23 protein-coding genes are annotated in these 21,544 nt (G+C 38.2%); 15 read left to right on the forward strand and 8 right to left on the reverse strand.

Annotated features, from left to right (window positions below):
* Positions 1-15: 15 nt before the first annotated feature.
* A complete protein-coding gene (locus JWR87_RS05370) occupies positions 16-1,527 on the reverse strand; it encodes a hypothetical protein (RefSeq protein ID WP_297816517.1) in 1,512 nt (503 codons plus the stop codon).
* A 244-nt stretch (positions 1,528-1,771) separates the two neighbouring features.
* On the opposite strand from JWR87_RS05370, the gene JWR87_RS05375 reads away from it, so the two are divergent.
* From JWR87_RS05375 to JWR87_RS05385, 3 genes are all read left to right on the forward strand, one after another.
* Positions 1,772-2,053, forward strand: coding sequence for a rhodanese-like domain-containing protein (locus JWR87_RS05375; protein ID WP_297816520.1), 282 nt, complete (start codon positions 1,772-1,774; stop codon positions 2,051-2,053).
* A 391-nt stretch (positions 2,054-2,444) separates the two neighbouring features.
* Complete coding sequence (locus tag JWR87_RS05380) at positions 2,445-3,377, forward strand: ABC transporter ATP-binding protein (protein WP_297816523.1); 933 nt, start codon at positions 2,445-2,447, stop codon at positions 3,375-3,377.
* Between the two features lie 35 nt (positions 3,378-3,412).
* Positions 3,413-4,732 carry an ABC transporter permease gene (locus JWR87_RS05385; RefSeq protein ID WP_297816526.1) on the forward strand — a complete coding sequence of 440 codons (1,320 nt, stop codon included), beginning with the start codon at positions 3,413-3,415 and terminating at the stop codon, positions 4,730-4,732.
* Positions 4,733-4,769: 37 nt separating this feature from the next.
* Here the strand turns inward: JWR87_RS05385 and JWR87_RS05390 are convergent, their stop codons facing one another.
* The 3 genes from JWR87_RS05390 to pdxA all read right to left on the reverse strand — a co-directional run bounded on the left by JWR87_RS05390 (position 4,770) and on the right by pdxA (position 7,456).
* Positions 4,770-5,255 carry a carboxypeptidase-like regulatory domain-containing protein gene (locus tag JWR87_RS05390; RefSeq protein ID WP_297816529.1) on the reverse strand — a complete coding sequence of 162 codons (486 nt, stop codon included), beginning with the start codon at positions 5,253-5,255 and terminating at the stop codon, positions 4,770-4,772.
* Entirely contained in the window at positions 5,242-6,111 is an 870-nt protein-coding gene (locus JWR87_RS05395) for an aldose 1-epimerase family protein (RefSeq protein ID WP_297816532.1), read from the reverse strand. Before JWR87_RS05395 ends, JWR87_RS05390 begins: the two co-directional genes overlap by 14 nt.
* A gap of 253 nt (positions 6,112-6,364) precedes the next feature.
* Positions 6,365-7,456: a 4-hydroxythreonine-4-phosphate dehydrogenase PdxA gene (gene pdxA / locus JWR87_RS05400; RefSeq protein WP_297816535.1), complete on the reverse strand. Its 1,092-nt coding sequence runs from the start codon at positions 7,454-7,456 to the stop codon at positions 6,365-6,367.
* Between the two features lie 167 nt (positions 7,457-7,623).
* Between pdxA and rsmA the strand changes: the two genes are divergently transcribed.
* Together rsmA and JWR87_RS05410 are read left to right on the forward strand one after the other, a co-directional pair.
* Complete coding sequence (gene rsmA / locus JWR87_RS05405) at positions 7,624-8,379, forward strand: 16S rRNA (adenine(1518)-N(6)/adenine(1519)-N(6))-dimethyltransferase RsmA (RefSeq protein ID WP_297816537.1); 756 nt, start codon at positions 7,624-7,626, stop codon at positions 8,377-8,379.
* A gap of 21 nt (positions 8,380-8,400) precedes the next feature.
* Positions 8,401-9,330 carry an NAD(P)-dependent oxidoreductase gene (locus JWR87_RS05410; RefSeq protein ID WP_297816540.1) on the forward strand — a complete coding sequence of 310 codons (930 nt, stop codon included), beginning with the start codon at positions 8,401-8,403 and terminating at the stop codon, positions 9,328-9,330.
* On the opposite strand, the gene JWR87_RS05415 is transcribed toward JWR87_RS05410, so the two are convergent.
* Positions 9,307-9,846, reverse strand: coding sequence for a hypothetical protein (locus JWR87_RS05415; RefSeq protein WP_297816542.1), 540 nt, complete (start codon positions 9,844-9,846; stop codon positions 9,307-9,309). The genes JWR87_RS05410 and JWR87_RS05415 overlap by 24 nt on opposite strands.
* Before the next feature lie 205 nt (positions 9,847-10,051).
* Between JWR87_RS05415 and greA the strand changes: the two genes are divergently transcribed.
* Together greA and JWR87_RS05425 are read left to right on the forward strand one after the other, a co-directional pair.
* On the forward strand, positions 10,052-10,528 hold the full coding sequence (gene greA / locus JWR87_RS05420) for a transcription elongation factor GreA (protein ID WP_297816545.1): 477 nt from the start codon (positions 10,052-10,054) through the stop codon (positions 10,526-10,528).
* An 83-nt stretch (positions 10,529-10,611) separates the two neighbouring features.
* Positions 10,612-11,028, forward strand: a complete 417-nt coding sequence (locus JWR87_RS05425; RefSeq protein WP_297816548.1) for an HIT family protein — start codon at positions 10,612-10,614, stop codon at positions 11,026-11,028.
* Positions 11,029-11,250: 222 nt separating this feature from the next.
* Here the strand turns inward: JWR87_RS05425 and ruvC are convergent, their stop codons facing one another.
* Positions 11,251-11,817, reverse strand: a complete 567-nt coding sequence (ruvC, locus tag JWR87_RS05430) for a crossover junction endodeoxyribonuclease RuvC (protein WP_297816551.1) — start codon at positions 11,815-11,817, stop codon at positions 11,251-11,253.
* A 271-nt stretch (positions 11,818-12,088) separates the two neighbouring features.
* Here ruvC and JWR87_RS05435 point away from each other — a divergent pair, with 271 nt between their 5' ends.
* The 3 genes from JWR87_RS05435 (at position 12,089) to JWR87_RS05445 (ending at position 14,458) form a co-directional block, all read left to right on the forward strand.
* The gene (locus tag JWR87_RS05435; protein ID WP_366090188.1) at positions 12,089-12,928 is read left to right on the forward strand and encodes a hypothetical protein; all 840 of its coding nucleotides are present in this window, start codon (positions 12,089-12,091) and stop codon (positions 12,926-12,928) included.
* Between the two features lies 1 nt (position 12,929).
* Positions 12,930-13,721 (forward strand): DUF3108 domain-containing protein, encoded by a 792-nt coding sequence (locus tag JWR87_RS05440; protein WP_297816553.1) that lies wholly within the window; start codon positions 12,930-12,932, stop codon positions 13,719-13,721.
* A gap of 263 nt (positions 13,722-13,984) precedes the next feature.
* Complete coding sequence (locus tag JWR87_RS05445) at positions 13,985-14,458, forward strand: ribonuclease H-like YkuK family protein (RefSeq protein WP_147204447.1); 474 nt, start codon at positions 13,985-13,987, stop codon at positions 14,456-14,458.
* A gap of 120 nt (positions 14,459-14,578) precedes the next feature.
* Here the strand turns inward: JWR87_RS05445 and yihA are convergent, their stop codons facing one another.
* Positions 14,579-15,229: a ribosome biogenesis GTP-binding protein YihA/YsxC gene (yihA, locus tag JWR87_RS05450; RefSeq protein WP_297816559.1), complete on the reverse strand. Its 651-nt coding sequence runs from the start codon at positions 15,227-15,229 to the stop codon at positions 14,579-14,581.
* Between the two features lie 418 nt (positions 15,230-15,647).
* Here yihA and atpD point away from each other — a divergent pair, with 418 nt between their 5' ends.
* From atpD to JWR87_RS05470, 4 genes are all read left to right on the forward strand, one after another.
* Positions 15,648-17,147 (forward strand): F0F1 ATP synthase subunit beta, encoded by a 1,500-nt coding sequence (gene atpD / locus JWR87_RS05455; protein ID WP_297816561.1) that lies wholly within the window; start codon positions 15,648-15,650, stop codon positions 17,145-17,147.
* A 75-nt stretch (positions 17,148-17,222) separates the two neighbouring features.
* A complete protein-coding gene (gene atpC / locus JWR87_RS05460) occupies positions 17,223-17,474 on the forward strand; it encodes an ATP synthase F1 subunit epsilon (RefSeq protein WP_297816564.1) in 252 nt (83 codons plus the stop codon).
* Positions 17,475-17,801: 327 nt separating this feature from the next.
* The gene (locus JWR87_RS05465; protein WP_297816567.1) at positions 17,802-18,434 is read left to right on the forward strand and encodes a DUF4136 domain-containing protein; all 633 of its coding nucleotides are present in this window, start codon (positions 17,802-17,804) and stop codon (positions 18,432-18,434) included.
* Between the two features lie 7 nt (positions 18,435-18,441).
* Positions 18,442-19,071, forward strand: coding sequence for an outer membrane beta-barrel protein (locus JWR87_RS05470; protein WP_297816570.1), 630 nt, complete (start codon positions 18,442-18,444; stop codon positions 19,069-19,071).
* 368 nt (positions 19,072-19,439) lie between these two features.
* On the opposite strand, the gene JWR87_RS05475 is transcribed toward JWR87_RS05470, so the two are convergent.
* Positions 19,440-19,991, reverse strand: a complete 552-nt coding sequence (locus JWR87_RS05475; protein WP_297816574.1) for a YqgE/AlgH family protein — start codon at positions 19,989-19,991, stop codon at positions 19,440-19,442.
* 136 nt (positions 19,992-20,127) lie between these two features.
* Here JWR87_RS05475 and JWR87_RS05480 point away from each other — a divergent pair, with 136 nt between their 5' ends.
* Positions 20,128-21,471, forward strand: coding sequence for a HAMP domain-containing sensor histidine kinase (locus JWR87_RS05480; RefSeq protein ID WP_297816577.1), 1,344 nt, complete (start codon positions 20,128-20,130; stop codon positions 21,469-21,471).
* The last annotated feature ends 73 nt before the right edge of the window (positions 21,472-21,544 follow it).

The raw sequence follows: 21,544 nt of genomic DNA on the forward strand, positions 1-21,544 counted from the left end.
TAACAGGTTTATTTTCTATAAATCTAACCGTGCAAAACAAAGATAATTTCGGTACAAGCATGGAAAAATTATTTGCCTGGCTCCTACCTGTTTTCCGTACCTGGCCATAAAATCATAACCTTGATCGAGGTTTCTAAGGGTGGGGTTGCGGGTAACCTGCCCTGTTGGAGAAATGCTTTGGTCGTTCAACAACTGAAGGCGTTTTTCCTGCTGGTTAAACAAAAAATGAAGTTGATCTCCTGTATTTAGCATAGAGTAACCGATGAACGCATCCGTTTCATCATCGTATTGATTTTTATTTAACACATTACTCCAGCTCATTGTTCCTGTACTATCGAATGAAAAGACGGCTATGTTTTGAGCGTTATAACGAGTGCTTTGTCCTAACGTGTTGTACCTATACCAGGGGTATCCATAGCCGTAAGGGCTAAAGCTGTAATAGTCCATTGGTCTTAGAAAAGGCGAACCGTACATATAGTCGTAACGGTTATAGTTTCCACCTCTACCGGTACTAAAGAAAGACTCGGCAGCAAGCAGAAATCCCCCGTCTTTTCTTACAATTAAATTTCTAATGAAAAAATCGTTGAATGCCGACTTTACGCTATTGTCTCCTTTGGCATCATTTCTTAGGTTTTCATTAAATTCATACGCAATTACTGACTTTGCAGAGTCTGAAGCTTTATCCCAAATGCAGGTATACAGCCCTTCAATATTTCCCCGCCGCGATTTGCTGTAAAAGGAGGATATGATATAATGCTTATTGTAGTTATCTACCTTAACCCTTACATCATCCAGCGAAATGCTGTTTAGCTGCACTTGTTTTGCCCTTACCTGGTCGCTCCCCAATCTTTTCTCAAAAAAATAAAGTTTCTGAATCTTGTCATTTTCCTGGCTTTGAACAGCTCTCACAAAAGCAAAATCTCCTTCGTTATCAATAACAAATTCAGTAAGATAATCGTGTCTCTCCGGCATGCGAATGCTGATAAACTGTTTGTCTTGTCTTTCGAGACCTTTATTAAAAATGGAAGTTGTTAGTAAAAAATTTTCCTCGTTCTTGCTATTTATTTTAAATAAGCCAATAAATTCTTTGTCCTCACTATTTATAACAGAATAAATTTTATTGCTGGCAAGAAAACCAATTTCAGTAGTATCCATTACTATAGGGCTACCTACTATTTTTCCATTACCATCCATTTTGGCAGCCATCGCATAAACCACATTGCGCTTCTGATATTGATAGAACATGTAGCAATACTCGGGATAAGCAAGAAAATCAGCATTGATAATTCGCTCAGGCAAAAAGTTAAGTTTTACCCTTTCTTTTTGCTTCATATCAAAGTCATACACGCTAAGCGCGTAATTGTTTCTTGTATTCTTATATATCAGAATATTTCCGCCCACTTTTCCTATTATTTCAAATTCTGTTTGCCTGAAGTCGTTTTTATCTGGTTCGCTATATATAACCCGTTGGGCGTTTGCAGAACAAACACTTAATAAAAGCACTATGAATGCCGCAAATATTTTCATACCGTCATTAAAAATTTAGATCCTAACAAATGTAAGCTATGTATAGTATGTATTTATGCAAGGATATCTTAACACTTAGCCTATGGCAGATAGATGGAAAGAAGGAAGTAAAGAATTAACCAATTATTTACTTTTGTAACATAACGTGGCTTGAACTACACAATTGATAACTGAAGATGCGCCCAGGCCCTTTGGGTGGCATCAAACCGAAAAGAATTCTTTTCAATAACAAGCCGCAACGCTTATGAACCATATAACAGTCGAAGAGTTAAAAAGTAAGCTAAGCCAAGGCGAGTATTTTCTTTTGGATGTACGTGAAGATGATGAACATGAAAGGTTTGATATTGGCGGAACGCTTATTCCGTTAGACGAGATTATGGCGCGGGCAGCTGAGATACCAACTGACAAGCCGGTAGTTGTTTATTGCCGCAGAGGTATTCGTAGCCAGATAGCTATTCAAAGACTCGAAGACAGGTTTGGCATTACAAATCTTGTAAACTTACAAGGTGGCCTGGAGAGGTGGTAACTGTAGTAATATTTCTTTGTTACCAGCTTTCGAATAAAAATATAACATCGTTGTGTCACACCCGTTTACTGTAAATATGTACTCGACTCTATTTTGAAAACCAAAAACACCGAAATACCCTCGCCACACTCTTATTGATTTACGTAGTCTTTATTCGCTTGCATCAATAGCTGAATTAAAAACAAAACCCGAAGTGTGCGACGCAACAACGCTGCTATATGTGCATATGCAGGTTACAGAAAAATACAACAACCGAAAATCCTGTTCTTAATTATTGAAAGTATAGAAGAATTAAATAAACAAATTTTGTAAGAAATGGTACCATTCATATAAAAATAGATACATTCAATTTTCCTTACACCTACATTTGAATTTAACCCAACTGCTTTACATGCATCTTCTACAACTTAAGAACTTAAAGAAATATTATGCTACGCAAAAGGCCGTAGATGACATTAGTTTTTCGATAGAGCAAGGAAGTATTTTCGGTTTACTTGGTCCTAACGGCGCCGGCAAGACAACTTTGTTAAGAATGATAACAGGGATATTTTATCCGGATGAGGGTGAGATTATTTTCAATGGTAAAAAGTTTGATCCGATGAACGATACTCTTTTCATCGGCTATATGCCTGAAGAAAGAGGGCTGTATAAAAAGATGAAGATCGGGGAACAAGCGCTTTACCTTGCCCGGCTTAAAGGCCTTTCGAAAAGTGAGGCAATGGAGAAAATTAAGTATTGGTTTACCCGCTTAGGAATGGAAAGCTGGTGGAATAAAAAAGTGGAAGACTTAAGCAAGGGAATGAGCCAGAAGTTGCAATTTGTAGCAACCGTTTTACATGAGCCAAAACTAATTATCCTCGACGAACCTTTTAGCGGTTTAGACCCTGTAAATGCCAATTTAATAAAAGACGAAATTTTTGAATTAGCCAGAAGAGGAAGTACAATCATCTTCAGTACGCACCGCATGGAGCAGGTGGAGGAGATTTGCGACCACATTGTGTTAGTAAACCAGGGAAAGAAAATTCTGGACGGTACCGTGCAGGCAATAAAGCAACAGTTTAAAGAAAATCTTTTTAGAGTACAGCTATCAAACATGTTGACAGATGTACATAGTGAAGCATTTGAAGTAGTAAACCAGTCAGGTAACCAGTTAACAGTAAAGATTAATGACGGAAGCATCAGCAACGATGTGCTGAGATATTTCTTAAACGAGAACGCTTCAATCGAGGCATTTAATGAAATTCTTCCATCATTAAACGAAATATTCATAAGACAGGTTGAAGGAACGCGAAGTACCCGCCAATTTCAAAATGTGACTGTTTAATCTACTTTCTTTCATTTTTCAATTTCAACCCAAACATGAATAAAATACTTTTAGTAATACAACGGGAATACCTGGTAAGAGTCAGAAACAAAACATTTATTCTTTCAACTATTCTTACACCCTTATTGTTTGCCGGGCTTATTACTACTGTGACTATAATTTCAGTAAAAAACATTGATCATGAAAAAATAGCCGTAATAGATAACACCGGTACGTTGGAGGGTAATTTAGAAAACACAAAAGCTTTATCGTTTGAGTTTCCTAAAGGGGTAGATAGTACAAACTATATAGCCAAAGGTTATACTGCTCTTTTATATACCCCAGGTGGTAACGTGCAAGGTTATAAGCTTGTTTCGAAAAAACAATTCGGAATGGTGGCAGAGTCTCAGCTGGAAGATAAAATAAACGAGACACTGGAAAACCAGCTTTTAAAGTCGAAGTATAACGTGGATGTAAAAGAGCTGGAAGCTGAGCGAAAGAGAATAGGCTCTGCTAAGATAGACCAGACCTACCAGGAGGGATCGGAAGTAAAAAAAGGCAACAGTGGTTTAGCCTATGGTATCGGGTATGGAAGCGGGTTTCTAATTTATATTACCCTGCTTATATATGGTAACATGGTTATGCGTGGCGTAACCGAAGAAAAGACCAACCGTATAGCTGAAGTAATTATCTCTTCGGTAAAACCTTTTCAATTAATGATAGGTAAAATTATAGGCATAGGAGCGGTGGGACTAACGCAATTTTTAATTTGGATCATTCTACTTGTGGGCCTTACAACAGCCGCTACTGCTTTGCTGTCGCGCGAAACATTACAGCAGGCGCAAGAGTCTACGCAGCAAATGCCGGGAGGAAGCATACAAGCAGCCGGTGGTGCAGCAAGCGGATTTGCTGATTTTGCTGATACGCTTAGCCAGGCAAACTGGTTTTTGATTATTGGGTGCTTCCTGTTTTATTTTTTATTCGGATACCTTTTCTACGCTTCATTATTTGCAGCAGTCGGTAGTACAGTAAATGAGGATGCACAAGATGCGCAAAGTCTTCAGTTGCCTATTACAATGCCCATTATTGTATCTATTATCATAATGATAAATGCTATTACAAATCCTTCGGGAAGCCTGGCTACATGGGCTAGTATGATCCCTTTTTGTTCACCTATTGTTATGATGGCGCGAATTCCTTTCGGTGTTCCAGGTACGGTTCCCTATTGGCAATTAGCGCTAAGCATGGTGCTGCTTGTCGCTGGGTTTCTATTTACCACCTGGGTGAGTGCCAAAATTTACAGAACAGGTATTTTGATGTATGGAAAAAAAGCCACGTGGAAGGAAATGTTGAAGTGGGCTTTTAGAAGTAATTAAAGAAGATATAAAATAACACTTAATAAGAAAGGAGGAATTAATTTTCCTCCTTTCTTATTGCGATAACTTTTTCACTTTCCTGTTTTATCTTTTTGTCTTGCGCCTTTCGTGCTTTCACCATCTCAAAACTTACGCCTAAAGACATCCCTGGCTGTAAAGCAATATTTTCTTGAACAAATTTTTCATAACCTTCCATTTCAAAGGCGATGGTATAATTACCGCCAGGCAAATTGCGAACGCGGTACATACCTGTTGAGTCTGTAAGTGCAAATTTTTGACCTTGAAAAGCAGATGAGCTTAATGTAACGACAGCTTCATTTAAGGGAGATTTAGAGCGTGCGTCTTTTATTACTCCACTAATTACCGCCATTTTTTTCTCCTGAGCAAAAGCAGGAAAACCGAGGAGGATTGCCATTACAAAAGACAATGACACTTTACATCTCATGTGCATTAAATTAAAAGGTTCGATAAAGCTAAAACTAAAAATATATTTATTTAAAGTGAGAGGTTTAAAAAACTTCAACCAGGTAAGACACCTCAAATTTGCCTAAAGGCGCTAAAGTATTAATGCCTTCTTTTTCTTTTAAGTTGCCAGAAGCATCAACGCTGTCTGCTATACCACACCAGGGTTCTATGCATACAAAATCTCCTCCTTTGGTTTCCCAAATACCGAGGAAAGGAAAATCTTCAAAATTTACTTTTATTCCGTGTGAGGTTTTAGAACTAGTGATAGATATTGAAGTGGATTTTAAGTCTTTTAAGACGATAGCGTCAGCAGAAAAAAGTTCCTTCTTTAGCGTTAGTACATTTTCATCTTCGAGTAAAGGATGAGATTGTGTTTCAATCAATCCATCCGGTGACACCGGCCATCTGCCAGTAGTTTCCTTTTCGTTAAAAACCAGTTGATAATCTTCGAAGGACGTGCTTTCTACAAGGGGTACTTTAAATGCCGGGTGAGCACCTACAGAGAAAAGCATATTATCAGTACCTGTATTTTCAATAAGGAAGCTGACTTGTAAGGCGTTCTCAATTAGTGTATACTTTACAGAAAATAAAAATTGAAACGGATATTTTTCTAACGTTTCTTCGTTTGATTTAAGTGAAAAGGTAATTGAGCTTTCAGTTTGTTCTGTTACATCAAATTCCGTCTCGCGGGCAAAGCCATGGCGGCTAAGACTATATTGCTTGCCGTTGTATTGGTATGTTTTGTTTTTCAACTCGCCTACAATAGGAAACAATACAGGGCTGTGTTTTCCCCAATAAACAGGGTCCCCACTCCACATGTACTCCAGCTGATGTTGCTTATGAAAAATGCTTTGTAATTCTGCGCCTTTGGTTGCTACTCCAATTGAGATAAAGTTGTTTGAAATTGAGGGCATAGCTGATTTTTAAATTTATGGTAAACGGTGTGACACAACGATGATGCCATGAAAGACAAAGGCGGGAAACATAATAGATCTCTCGCAAAATGCGCCGAAAAAGAGAAGAAGCGAGCCTCTCATATTTCTGTGGTTTCTGCAAAAACAAAGGAAACATACATAAGTTTCTTTGAGAATGCGTGAAAGAAGAGAAGGAGCAAACCTTTTATATTTCCGCGATTTCTGCGTCTTCAGCAAGAAATCTTCCTCGTGACTATTCTTCGATAATTCTTTCATCCACTACGTTCGCAAACACGCGGGCACTAATGCGGCGGAGGGGATTTTTGTGATTTTCTTCGTAAAACGCGCGACGATTGATAATTTCGATACACTCGAAAGTGGCAGAAACGAAGGATGATGCATCGGCAACACCTTTACCGGCAATGTCGAAAGCGGTACCGTGGTCGGGGCTGGTACGAACAACTGGTAAGCCGGCAGTATAATTAACGCCTTCACCAATCGCCAAAGATTTAAAGGGGATGAGGCCCTGGTCGTGGTACATGGCTAGCACGGCGTCGAACTTTTCGTGTTCACCCCGCGCAAAAAATGCGTCTGCACTATACGGTCCGAAAACGAGGAGGCTATTATTTTTAGCTTCTTTAATGGCTGGTTTAATAATCGTTTGTTCTTCCTTGCCTATCAGCCCTTCGTCGCCTGCATGAGGGTTTAGACCGAGAACGGCAATTTTAGGCTTATCAATACCGAAGTCTTTTATGAGGCTATTATTCATAATACGCAGCTTGCTAAGAATAGCCGCACTGGTAATATGACTTGCCAGTTCGGTAACAGGAACATGTTCGGTTAACAGTCCAACGCGAATGTTGCTGGCAGCCAGCAGCATGACAACATCGTCTACTTTAAAGACATCTTTAAAATAGGGGGTGTGCCCGCTGTAATTAAACTCGTCTGACTGAATATTTTTTTTATGAATAGGAGCAGTTACAAGGCCATGTATATGTTTGTTTTGAAGTGCGTCTACGGCTGCCTTCAAAGATATAAAAGCGTATTTTCCGCCTGTCTCGTTTAACTGGCCAGGCGTAATAGTTACATCCTCTTCCCAACAACTGAATACATTTACCTGCTTTATATTCGGTTTTGTTACATCCTTAATAATTGTAAAAGTGAAGTTTATGTCGGGCAAGATCTTGCGATAAAAATTAATGCTTTTATTATTAGCAAAAACTATGGGCGTACAAAAATCAAGTATACGGCTGTCGCCAAGCGCTTTAATAATGATTTCAAGTCCAATTCCATTCAGATCTCCACAACTAAACCCGATCACTGGCTTTTGCAATTCGGTACTCATAGGTGTAATGTATTTTTGAAAGGGCAAAAATAGCGAAACTAATCAGTTCTGATTATAAGGAAGATTTCGCGGTAGCGACACGTTTTATCGCTAATCGTTTTTGCTCTTGTTGTATCGTCTTCGCTGCCAGGTTAAATGTTTACAATTAAGATTTACTTTTGAGGCTGATGGAATACAGCTTAAAAAAATCGTTGGGGCAGCACTTTCTGAAAGATGAGAATGTTTGCAAAAACATTGTAGACGAATTGCAAAAAAATTCTTTTGATCGATTGTTGGAAGTTGGGCCAGGTGGAGGAGCACTAACCAAGTATCTTTTAAAGATACCCGGTATAAACTTTAAAGCAGTTGAACTTGATAAGGAAAAAGTGCTTTTTTTAGAGAGGGCTTATCCTGCAATAAGGGGAAGAATTCTTAATGAAAGTTTCCTTGATATTGATCCACCTTTTGAAGAAGAGTTTACAGTTGTCGGAAACTTTCCCTACAACATTTCCACGCAAATCTTGTTTAAAGTATTAGACTGGAAGCAACAGGTTCCTGTGGTTGTCGGAATGTTTCAAAAAGAAGTAGCCGAGCGGGCAGCTTCAAAAGAAGGCAGTAAAGTATATGGAGTTTTAAGTGTACTTGTGCAGGTTTTTTATAAAGTGGAATATTTGTTTGATGTTGATCCTTCGTGTTTTAATCCTCCACCAAAAGTAATGAGTGGGGTTATCAGGTTAACAAGGCGTGAAACGGTACCGGAAATGAAAAGTGAGAAAGCTTTTATTAACCTGGTAAAAACAGCATTTAATCAAAGAAGAAAAACGCTGAGAAATGCTGTGAAGTCATTATTTACGCCAGAAGAATTAAAGGATAAATTGTTTGATAAGAGAGCAGAAGTTTTAAGCGTTGAAGATTTCGCCGCCTTGACTTTTCGTATGAACTAACACAAATAAGATAATAATAAATTGACTTCAACAGCTATTATAACTGCTCCTGCACATTCTTATTTAAAAGAAACGCTTGAAAGGAATCATTATGACGTTTTGAATGTTCCAGCCATTACGTATGAAGAGTTAAGCGCTAAAATTCAGGAAGCTACGGGATTAATTGTAACTACTCGACTGAGGATAGACAAAGCCTTGCTGGATGTTGCTCCCAATTTGAAATGGATAGGTAGGCTCGGAAGCGGAATGGAACTGATAGATCTTGATTATGCAGAAAGCAAAGGGATAAGGTGTGTAAGCAGCCCCGAAGGGAATCGGAATGCAGTGGCAGAACACGCCTTGGGTTTGCTGCTTAATTTGATGAATAATATCACTAAGAGTTTTGATGAGCTTAAGCGGAAGCTTTATTTGCGTAATGAAAACAGGGGCATTGAACTGTTCGGAAAAACTGTTGGAATTATAGGTTACGGAAATAATGGAAGTGCTTTTGCCAAAGTGCTTGAACCTTTTGGCGTGACCGTACTTGCTTATGATAAACATAAGCACAGTTTTGCAAAAGGTTATATTAAAGAGGCAAGCATGGAGCAGGTTTGCAGGTATAGCGATGTAATTAGCTTACATGTTCCCCTTACAGATGAAACTTATCATCTTGCAAATGAGCAGTTCTTCCTGTCTTGCAAGAGCAAGCCTTATTTTTTAAACTGTTGTCGAGGTAAGGTTACGGATACCAAAGCCCTGATTAACGCATTGGATGCAGGGTTGATTAGCGGAGCAGGTTTAGATGTACTGGAGAATGAAAAGCTTGAAACCTATACGCCCGATGAAGATCAGCAGTTGAAGAGTCTTTTTGAAAGACCGAATGTTATTATAACGCCTCACATTGCAGGTTACTCTCATGAGGCATATTACCTAATGTCTAAAGTGGTATTAGATAAACTGGGTATTAGGTGATGTTTCAATCTCACCTTCAAAAGCGAGGTCGAAATCTTTGTGAAAACTTCCTTCCCGCGTAAATGAAGAGCCTGTCCATTCTTCTCCTTCCGCATATGGATTTTGAACACTCCACGGACACTCTGCAACAGCTAACATTCCGGCACCTTTACACTCTAGCTTAAACCCATAGTATGAGTCTTTATCGACTCTTAGGTTGCCAAGTTCAAAATCTAGCCATTGGTTTTCGTTTGCCTTTGTGATGCGCCTCGAAGTTTCTGATTTCTTCTCTTCAAATGTATGGTTAGCAATGTTGAACTTATAAATACTTAGTGTAGCATCAGACGAACCGAAGACAACGGAAGAAAACAGTTTTATTCGTTTTAATACACCGCTTGCAGGTGCAAGAAATGTTTGACCCGCGTAATAATCAACTCCGTTTTTGCAATTACCCACCCAATAATAGGGGCCAATGTCTTTAACACCAAAAGCAATAACTGATGCATTGTTTTTAGGAAGGTTTGCAAAGGTTATCATAGTATCGCATTTGCGGTGCCTAGACCAATTAATGCGCCAGAAAATAAAAATTTTGGTTAAAACAAAAAGAAGAAGCAACTGGTGCTCCCCCCGTCAATAGCATGAATTTTAATTATGTTTGATGAATTTCTTATTTTTGCACGATACAACGCTGCAAGTCTTTGTGGCGTTGTATTTTTTTATGTCTTTTTAAAATGAAAAGAAAATGAGTGAGACTACAAACTATGTAACAAAAGAGACTTTTGAATTGATGAAGCAGGAATTGCACCAATTAAAGTCGGTAGAAAGACCTGCTGCATCTCGTGCAATTGCGGAGGCCCGGGAAAAAGGAGATTTGAAGGAAAATGCAGAGTACGACGCTGCTAAAGAAGCGCAGGGAATGCTTGAGGCTAAAATAAAACAATTAGAAGGAGTTATTGCCACCGCAAAAATTGTTGATACTAATACCATAGACACCAGTAAAGTAACTATATTAACCCGCGTTACAATTACAAATATGGCAACTAAAAAAACTGTAACATATCAAATAGTTGGTGAAAAAGAAGCGGACTTAAAAGCTAATAAAATATCTGCATCATCGCCGATTGGTAGGGGGTTAATTGGTAAAGTAAAGGGAGAGATTGCGGAAGTGCAGGCGCCGAATGGGATGATGAAGTTTAAAGTAGAAGATATTACAGTGTAAAGCGTAGGCAAGTATTTTCAGCCGGTCTTTGGCCGGCTTTTTTATTGAAAACAACTTATTAAACCTGCTATAAAATAAATTGCATGACTATATTTTCTAAAATTATTGCCGGAGAGATTCCCTCTTATAAGGTTGCAGAAAATGATAAGTTTTTTGCATTTCTCGATATATTTCCTGTTCGAAAAGGACATACGCTGGTCGTTCCTAAAATAGAAGTTGACAAAATATTTGATGTTCCAGATGAATATTTAGCTGAACTGCTTGTATTTGCAAAGCCGATCGCAAAAGCCCTTGAAGCGATTTTTCCTTGTAACCGCGTTAACATCATTACGGTGGGTCTGGAAGTGCCGCATGCACATGTTCATTTAATTCCCACAACACATCCTTCTGATGTACATCTTAATAATCCAAAAATTAAATTATCTAAAGAAGCGTTTGCGGAGATTCAGCAAAAGATAATTGTTGAGATGGGAAAAGTGGAGGCGGGTAGTAGAAAGTAGTGAACTGCGAGTGGAAAATTCGGAATGGTAAGGGGTGCGGCAACGCAAGTGTTTTTAATTATGAGAACATTTGAGGGAGGAAATTTGATAACGATGAATAGAATTACTACAAGTACAAGAGAGTGACACAACGATGTTGAAAAAAAAATCAAAAGTCGGTTCAAAAAAAAGGATCTCGCGTTCTTTCTCCTCAATGTCTTGCTGACTCTATAACTTGATAATTTATCGACCTACCACTCTTCCCGGATTTTTTGATATAAAGTCTTCCCAACCTTTCAGGCCTTTGCCTAATTTTCCAATTACAGAATTAGACTGGTAATGATGACATAGTGCTACCGCTAGCGCATCTGTAGCATCAAAATATTGCGGCTTCTCTTCAAGATTCATAATGCGTTGCAACATCTTCCATACCTGGTCTTTATCAGCATTTCCGTTTCCGGTTATAGATTGCTTTACTTTTTTAGGAGAATATTCAGTTACGGTCAATCCTGCCTGCATAGCGGCTGCTATAGCGACTCCCTGGGCTCTTCCAAGCTTTAACATGCTTTGAACATTCTTTCCAAAAAAAGGTGCTTCAATAGCGAATGTATTTGGTTGGTAAGTAGCGATAAGTTGGGCAACTGTCAGGTGTATTCTTTGCAGTCTTTCATAAGCATCCGTTTTGCTCGATAGCTTAAGCGTATCCATTATCAGCAATTGAGGACTGCTCGTTGTGGCGTCCATCAGGGCATATCCCATAAACAGCGTTCCCGGATCGATGCCTAGTATTACATTTCTACTCTTTATCATGGATATTTAAAAGTGAATTGTGAAAGTACCTTATCTGTATGTATCGTACTACTTATTAGTAGTTTAAATGATTGTGGCATTATAATTTAGTACGTTTGGCAAAATTTTACCCCTCCTGGCCAAAAGTCTTAAAATATTTTTTAATTATTTCTTAGGTCCTGTTTTATTTATTGTTTTATCGTTTTCCATCTATCGCAACATTATACATCAACCCGATTGGAAAGATGCTTTAGAGCAAATAAAAGAATCTCTATATGGACGGCAAGGATGGATGGCTGTACTTGTGATGTTTTTAATGCTCGGCAACTGGAGCTGTGAAGCGTTAAAGTGGAAAGTCTTAATCGGGCACATTCAAAACATCTCGTTTCTAACAGCTTTTAAAGCTATTTTATCTGGCCTGAGTGTCTCTGTGGCCATGAACACACCAAATGGAACCGGCGAATACTTTGGACGTATTCTTTATATAAAAAAAGGAAACCGAATAAGAGCCATTACTCTAACTTTTGTAGGAAGCATAAGCCAGTTGATTGTTACGCTGGTGTTTGGCACAATAGGCGTTTTCTTGCTGAAAGAAAAATTTTATAATGCAACAAGTCAAAATACTCATTTATCGCTGGCGATTATTAATGGTGTTGCATATGGTTCAATAGCGGTTACAATAGCCTTAATCAGTATTTATTTTAAACTTAGTTGGCTGGTGAAGCTGTTAGAAAAAATTCCTTTTATTGCAAAATATGCTTACTTCATTCAAAAACTCGAAGATTTGCGATGGCACGAGCTATTGAAAGTATTGTTAATTTCCATTCTTCGTTACAGCGTGTTTATTGTTCAGTACCTTTTATTGCTTCAAATATTTAATGTAGGAATTGATATTGTTAATGCCTTCTGGCTAATAACCATTATGTTTCTTATTTTGGCCATCGTTCCAACAATAGCTTTGGCTGAGTTAGGTGTTAGAGGTAAAATCAGTATTTTTTTATTTGGAGCCTTTAGTACCAATACTTTAGGTATTGTGTTAACTGCTTCTACCATCTGGCTTATTAACTTAATTCTGCCTGCTTTGGCAGGGAGTTTGTTCGTCTTAGGCATAAAATTCTTTAGAAATAAGTAATGTGAAAAAACTTTTACTGTGTGGTTTATTAATATTCGTTTCTACCCGCCTAACCGCCGGCGACGATTTCTGCAGCACTAGAAACAATAGTTTTAACGCAGGCGAAAACATCTCCCTTGTTGTTTTTTACAATGCCCTTGGCTTATACATTAATGCAGGTACTGCAAATTTTACTGTTACCACCGAAAGGCTTAATAACAGGCCCGTCTACCATATTGTAGCGACAGGGGTAACAAACAGCAAATACGATTTTATTTTTAAGGTCAGAGACCGCTACGAAACATTTATCGATACAAATAATCTGTTGCCTTATAAATTTATTAGAAACGTAGACGAGGGTGGGTATAAGAAATATGAAAACATAACATTTAACCATGCCGCCAATACCGCTTTGTCTACGCAAGGTGTTTACAAAGTTCCACCTTGCATACAGGACGTTATTAGTTCAATGTATTACGCCCGAAACATAAACTTTAATAAATACCAGCCGGGAGACAAAATTCCCTTTACTATTTTTTTAGACAATGAAGTCTATAACATGTACATCCGCTACCAGGGAAAAGAAACGGTAAAAACACGCTACGGAAAATTTAGGGCTATTGTTTTTAAACCCTTATTAGTAAAAGGTACATTGTTTGAAGGTGGCGAGAAAATGACGGTGTATGTTAGTGACGATGCCAATAAAGTGCCACTTAGAATAGAAAGTCCATTATTGGTTGGTTCCGTAAAAGTTGATCTAATGAGCTATCAGAACCTTCGATATCCTTTAACTTCTCTTATAAGTTTTCGTTAAAAGGTAGTAGCTCGGGTTCTTAATGATACCAACATTTGTTTTCAATTTCTCATTGTTGCGACGCATTTCGTTCATCAGCATATCTACCTGCAGCTTATTTATTCCAGTTTCTTCAAGTAAAAATTAGTTTAGATCGATTGGGTTGAAAACGTGAGAATTCCGTATCTCACGGAAAATAAGGGTAGAAGTATTTAAAGAAAATTTTCGACCCGAAAGAATAGGAATTGAAAATATTGGGTAAATTACACAAACTCATTTTATTTATGCTTTGGAGAAAGTTCAGCGGAGAACCTATTCATCTCCCAATTAAGGAAGCTGTAGAAACGGCAATCAAAAATGAAACTGCGGCCGGAAACAAACTAAAAGTTTGCATCGGAACCGACAGCCAGGTAAAAGGCCAGGAAACAGAATTTGCAACAGTCATTGTTTTTCTACGAGAAGGCCACGGTGGCTTTATGTACATCAACAATGATAAGACGCGGCAGAAGTACTCTATCAAAGAAAGAATGCTGGTTGAAGTTGCAAAAAGTATTGAGATTGCATATGAGTTGTGCCATCTTTTTACCACCTACGATGTTGATATGGAAGTGCACGCCGACATCAACACGAATCCCCAATTTAAAAGTAATGATGCGCTGCGGGAAGCCATGGGCTACATTCTGGGAATGGGGTTTGCCTTTAAAGCAAAACCCGAAGCCTTTGCCAGTAGCAGTTGCGCCAACAAGGTGGTAAATTAGAGAACCAGGATTGGTTTGATCTAAAATGATTTTGGAGAAAATAGCTTTCTCTAAAGAAATCGTCTCTCTATCTTTTCCTTAAATTTTAAGGACTTGTTCATTCTTGAATTTTAAAATCTATTACTCTCCTTTATAAAACTGCTCGTTACACTCCTCTATAAAAGAAAGCATTTTATCTCTACCCTGTTTCTTAATGGCGCTGCTCACAAAGTGCTGCGGTAGAAATTGCCATGTTTTTCTCATAGCTTCAAAAAACGCTTTTACATTTCCTGCAACTGTTCTTTGGTTTTCTTTATCACTTTTTGTAAAAACAATGGTAAATGGTACCTCCCATCTTCGTAATTGATCTACAAATTCTAAGTCAATTTTTTGAGGCTCATGCCTGCTGTCTATTAAAATAAATACACTTACCAGGTTTTCTCTTTTTCTCAAATAATTCTCAATCATTTGTTCCCATTTCCTCCGATTACTTTGCGATACTTTCGCAAAACCATAGCCAGGTAAATCCACAATAAACCACGAGTCAGGTTTTTTAAATCCGACCGGAGCTTCTTCACCTTTCCATGATTCGATTATAAAATGGTTGATAAGTTGAGTTTTGCCCGGAGAGCCGGAAGTCTTTGCTAACTTTTGATTATTAGTCAACATATTTATTAAAGAGGACTTTCCAACATTACTACGTCCAATAAAAGCATATTCAGGTTTGTCAGGAGCAGGACAATTAGTGTAATCAGGACTAGAAATGACGTATTCAGATGATTTAATAAACATTGCTGCAAGGTAGCAATTAACCTTTAACAGCTATTAACGGCGGCTAAAAGTAACAGGTAGAAAAATTAAAGTGTGTTCCACTTAAATTGGTAGCAAGAAAACTCTCCCAAAAAAAAGAAGGAAGCGTTTTAGTACTTCCTTCGGAATTTAAACAATGTAAGGTTAGCAAAAGCTTTATAACCATGGATTTATTAAAGCGGTATGTAAAGGTTAGCAACGGCCAACTAATAAATCCTATTATTGTTTGTTTGAATAAACAAACACTATACCAACGATAGAAGACGGCAGACATCCAAACGGCCATCAACATTTAATTCGGAGTGCGCCGATCGCAGAATGATAAAGCAACCAAATTTTAAAAATAAGGTGCTATCCCTTACCTTTGCGCCAAAATTTAGACCAATAAAATATTTGTCTTATGTCAAAAGTTGGTAAGGTAAAACAAGTTATAGGCGCGGTAGTGGATGTGCAGTTTGAAGGCAATTTGCCTCAAATCTACAATTCCTTGGAGTTAAAGAGAGAGAACGGCGACATACTTGTGATGGAAGTTCAGCAACATCTTGGTGAAGATAGTGTTCGTTGTATAGCAATGGATGGTACCGAGGGGTTGGTTAGGGGAATGGAAGTAAACGATACAGGTAGGGCAATCAGTATGCCTGTTGGAGAAGGAATTAATGGTCGTTTGTTTAACGTTACAGGTGATGCAATTGATGGATTACCACAAGTTAGCAAAGTGAATGGTCGTCCTATTCACGCCAAGCCTCCTGCTTTTGAAAATCTAAGTACATCTTCCGAAATTTTATATACCGGTATTAAAGTAATTGATCTTATAGAGCCTTACTCTAAAGGCGGTAAAATTGGATTGTTTGGCGGTGCAGGTGTGGGTAAAACGGTATTGATCCAGGAGCTGATAAATAATATTGCAATCGGTTATGGCGGTTTATCAGTTTTTGCCGGTGTAGGAGAAAGAACCCGTGAAGGTAATGACCTGATGAGGGAGATGATCGAGGCAGGTATTATGAAATACGGTGAAAAGTTCAAGCAAAGTATGGAAGAAGGTGGATGGGACCTTGATTCGGTTAATCTTGAAGAATTAAAAGAATCAAAAGCAACTTTTGTTTTTGGTCAAATGAACGAACCTCCCGGAGCACGTGCCCGTGTGGCTTTAAGTGGTTTAACCATCGCAGAATATTTCCGCGACGGAGACGGACAGGGAAAAGGTAAAGACATTTTGTTTTTCGTAGATAATATCTTCCGTTTTACGCAAGCTGGTTCTGAAGTATCTGCGTTGTTAGGTCGTATGCCTTCAGCGGTAGGATACCAGCCCACCCTTGCTACAGAAATGGGTTTGATGCAGGAAAGAATTACTTCAACAAAAAATGGTTCTATTACATCGGTACAGGCAGTGTACGTACCTGCGGATGACTTGACTGACCCGGCTCCCGCAACTACTTTCGCTCACCTGGATGCTACAACAGTACTGTCGCGTAAAATTGCTGACTTAGGTATTTATCCTGCGGTGGATCCATTGGATAGTACAAGTCGTATTCTTACTCCTAACATTGTTGGTGATGTTCACTATGATTGTGCAAACCGGGTTAAATTAATTTTACAGCGCTATAAAGAACTACAAGACATCATTGCAATTCTTGGTCTTGACGAATTAAGTGATGAAGATAAACTGACAGTTTCAAGAGCACGTAAAGTACAACGTTTCCTTTCCCAGCCTTTCCATGTGGCAGAACAGTTTACAGGTTTAAAAGGAGTTTTTGTAAGTATCGAAGATACGATCAGGGCTTTTAATTCAATTATGGATGGCGAAGTGGATGAATACCCTGAAGCAGCATTTAACCTGGTAGGTACTTTGGAAGATGCTGTTGAAAAAGGTAAAAAAATGATGGAAGCAGCAAGAGCATAGCCCTAACCCTGTAAAGGGGAAAGCAAAATAGATTAATTCATTAAAAATAAATTAGCCCCTTTAGGGGTCTGGGGTATGACTTTAGAAATATTAACACCCGAAAAAAGACTTTATAGTGGAGATGTATACGGTGTACAGTTACCTGGAATTGATGGAAAATTTGAAGTTCTAAACAGGCATGCACCTTTAGTAAGTGCCCTTGGAAAAGGGAATATTAAAGTGATTAAAGATAAAAATACAACAGCAAATTTCTCAATAGAGAGCGGATTTGTAGAAGTCTTAAATAATAAGGCAACCGTGCTTGTAGAGGGTGCAACGGAAGTGTAAAGTATATTGATTTTTTTGTAAGCCCTCAAGCATCGCTTGGGGGCTTTTTGTTTACGAGAATTTAGTGTTAAATGGCAGCTTTCCTGACAATTGTAAATCTCATTGCTGCTTTTACGTCAGGCGCTTCCGGATTGAGGCTCTCAACCATTTCTTGAACATTTTTGCAAAGGGGCAGATTCTATTAGTGTTTTTTGAAGCTCCTATTCTAAAATCTAAAGCTTTCTTAAAAACGATTTCTTAACCACACTTTCCATTTTTTTTGCATTTGTAGGCATCTCGTTTGATTAACTACACCTGTTAATTAAATAAACAAAAAGAAAAACAAATATGAAAAGCAAGAGTGTATTGTGGGTCACAATTCTGGCATTGGGAGCAATGTTTACAGGTTGTACAAAAGATCCTGTGGCTAATTTAACTGCAGAAGAATCCCGAATTTATATTACTGATCATGATTCAACAGTTAATTTTTCAACTTTCAGGACGTTTAGTATTTCTGATTCTGTGGCCGTTATTAATGACGGAAGGGCTACAAAAGAAATCACTGCTACCGACCAGGCATTTATCAATGCAGTAAAGGCGGAAATGCAGGCAAAAGGATTTGCGATGGTAAGCAAGGGTGCTAATCCAGACCTGGGTATTAACGTAAGCAGAATTTACAATACCTCAACTGGTATTGTTAGCTACCGAAATTATTACGACATGTACGGTGGTTTCTATGATCCGTATTACTGGGGATATGGCGGTTATGGTTACTATAGCCCGTACAGCTATGCCACTTATTCAATTAGGGAAGGAGCACTTTCAATTGATTTGCTAAACCTTAAGAATGCAGCTACATCAAATAGAATTAATGTGATTTGGACAGGTCTCATTCGTGGTTCCGGAATTTTTAATTCCTCTACTGCTGCAGACCAGGTGAAGATGTTATTTAATCAATCAGCTTATTTAAAAAATCAGTAAAAAACTTATGAAAAAGAATATTCTAATATTTATGACGTTGTGTGTTTGCATGCTTACCCTTTCTGCATCAGCACAACAAAAATTAAAAATGGAGTTGGGGTACAATGTCAGCGCTCCTCTTGGAAGTTTTAAGAACGATTTTATTGGTAACACTTCTTATAGAGGCGGCTATGGAGAACTTAGTTATGCATTCAATCCAAAATTTTCTTTAGGATTGCATTCGGGCTTTCAAAGCTATTATCAGAAGTTTGATCGTCAGGTGTACAAGCTTGAGGCAAACCAAACAGTATCTGCCGTTGTTAGCAATACTATGGAAATTGTTCCTGTAATGTTACGTGGTACTTTTTCGCCATTGGGCGCTTCTGCTACAGCTAAGATCCAGCCTTATGTATCTGCAGGTGCAGGTGTTAGCTTAGTTAATTATGGGCAGTATTTAGGCGAGTTTGGTGGAACTGAAACGTCAAGTCCCTTTGCTGCGCAGGCAGGCGCCGGTATCAAAATTCCTTTTGGAAACCAGTATAATCAAACCGCTTTTAAAATTGGAGCTACTTATAATTTTACCAACTACAAGCGCAACGAACTGTCTGGTTTAAACACTGTAGGTGTTAACGCAGGAGTAGTGTTTGCTCTGAAATAGTTCGTACCACCAAAAATTTCAATTGGCCGGCTTTATTGTAAAGCCGGCTTTTTTATTATTGCAACAAAGGGTATTTCAATTGTTTGCTGCACTATTTGAGATATTTTAAATACCGGCATTTTGTCTCCGGTTTTTCGTTGTTGCGTCGCAATCCTTTCATCTTTTAGTAATTCTGTTAATCGGTTAACTTCGATGATCATGTGGATGCTGCAACAGAAAAAAAAGTACAAGAGTGCGACGCAAGAATGAATCATAGCGTACTGCAGTCGGGCCAATAACAGAAAAATAAAGAAATTTTACAGGAATAATAAAGCAGCGTTTCTATCAATATGTTTGAATACGCAAGAAGGAATAAGGACCTGCTTGATCTAATTTAACTGGGGATCTATCGGATAGTTTATCATCTGGACGTACTCACCACCTAATTGTTTCAAAGCATCTTTCCATGTATTGTCTATGTTAACAGGAAAAATAAGTTTACGGGTGCCTTTGCCTGTTATCCAGCTTTTCAATTTCATTTCTTCTTCCAGTTGTCCTTCACCCCATCCGCTATAACCAATAAAAAAACGAATGTCACGCTCTTTTAGTTGATCGGTTTTTAAAAGTTCAACAATCGTCTCAAAATCTCCGCCCCACACGACTCCATCCGTCACTTCCACTCCCCCCGGGATAAGATCAGGACGCTGATGTAAAAAATGAATAGTGTCAACCTGTACCGGACCACCATAATAAACCGGAAAATCAGAAGTATCAACACCTGTTATCAATTCACCTAACAATTGGTCATATCTACGGTTTAAAACAAAGCCAAAACTTCCCTCTTCTTTATGTTCGCAAATAAAAACGACTGAGCGCATAAAGTTGGGATCGCGTAAAAAGGGATCGGCTATTAAAAGTTTTCCAGAAAAAGCCTCAATCATATTGAAAAGTTAGTACATATTAATATTTGGTAAAGCTATTTTTATAAAAAAAATTTCAGTGTCAAGGTGGCGTTAAAAACAATAAAACCTGTTGGGCTCCCTTCTAAACGCTCATATTCACTTTATATTTGTGTTGATGAAGAGAATTTTCCCTGTAATTATTGTGCTTATAACGCTATCATTGCTAGGTATAATAGTACTGCAGGTAAGTTGGTTTAGAGATATGACATTGTTGCGAAAGGTACAATTACGAAAGGGTGCCGAAGAAGCAACTACCGAAGCGGCGATAGAATTAGGCAAACATGCATCATCTGCTCCATTTTTTAAAATTCCCCGTAAACAAAATCTTAGTTTATTACCTAACGACTATGCCATTGGGTACGGACGGCCCCTTTTGTCGCAGCATTTTTCGGTATTCGAGATAAAAGAAAAAATTCAAAAAGCATTTAACAGCAAAGGTCTTGAAGATGTGAATTTTGAATTTGGTGTTACATCAAATTCTTCTGCCTATACGCTGGAACTACAGACAGATAATTTTTTTAAGGAGGCCAATGATACGGTACATAACAGGAGTATCATCGTTCCGATTTTGCCGGCCGACAATGAGAACATATTACAACCCCGCGAGCCTTTTGAACACCTGATTGTTATTATTCCCAATTTTAAAATACAAGTGTTGGAATCGATGATGTGGGTGGTAATGTTTGCAGTGGTTTTCACGCTTATCATCGTCACAGCTTTTGGTGTAACTATTCAGGCCTTGCTTCGCCAAAAGAAGCTGAGTGAAATTAAGACGGACTTTATTAATAACATGACCCACGAATTTAAAACGCCGTTAGCAACTATTTCACTTGCGGTAGATGCGCTTAGAAATGAAAAGGTACTGGCTCAGCCAGAAAAGATGTCTTATTTCAGCGGTATTATAAAGGAAGAAAACAAGCGGATGAATAAGCATGTTGAAACCATTTTGCAGGCGGCACTGCTTGACAGGCAAGAGCTAAAATTAGACATGAATAAAGTGCATGCTCATACTTTAATTGAGAGTGCCTTAAACAACTACCAGCTTCAAATACAGGATAAAAACGGTAAAGTTGAAATTAAGTTCGACGCAAAAAACGATGTGATAATAGCAGATGAAAACCACTTTACAAACCTGCTATCTAATCTCTTTGATAATGCTATAAAGTACTCAAGAGAAAGTCTCGTGTTAAAGATTACAACGTGCAATACAGGAAAAAATCTTCAAATAAAAATTCAGGATAACGGAATTGGAATGAACAAGGAAACGGTGAAGCGAGTGTTTGAAAAATTTTACAGGGCACATACCGGAAACCTTCACAATGTAAAGGGTTTCGGTTTAGGAATGAGCTATGTAAAGACAGTGATTGACGTACATAAAGGCCGCATTAAAGTAGATAGTACTGTAGGTAAAGGAAGTTGTTTTACTGTTGAAGTTCCTTTGGCTGATAAGACATCCTAAGAAAGAGACACATTTCTATAAAGTAAAAAGCTGCCCTTGTCGGCAGCTTTTTACTTTTATTTATCTTTTTGTT

The organism is Segetibacter sp., assembly GCF_025963695.1.
In the GTDB taxonomy this organism is placed as follows: Bacteria; Bacteroidota; Bacteroidia; order Chitinophagales; family Chitinophagaceae; genus Segetibacter.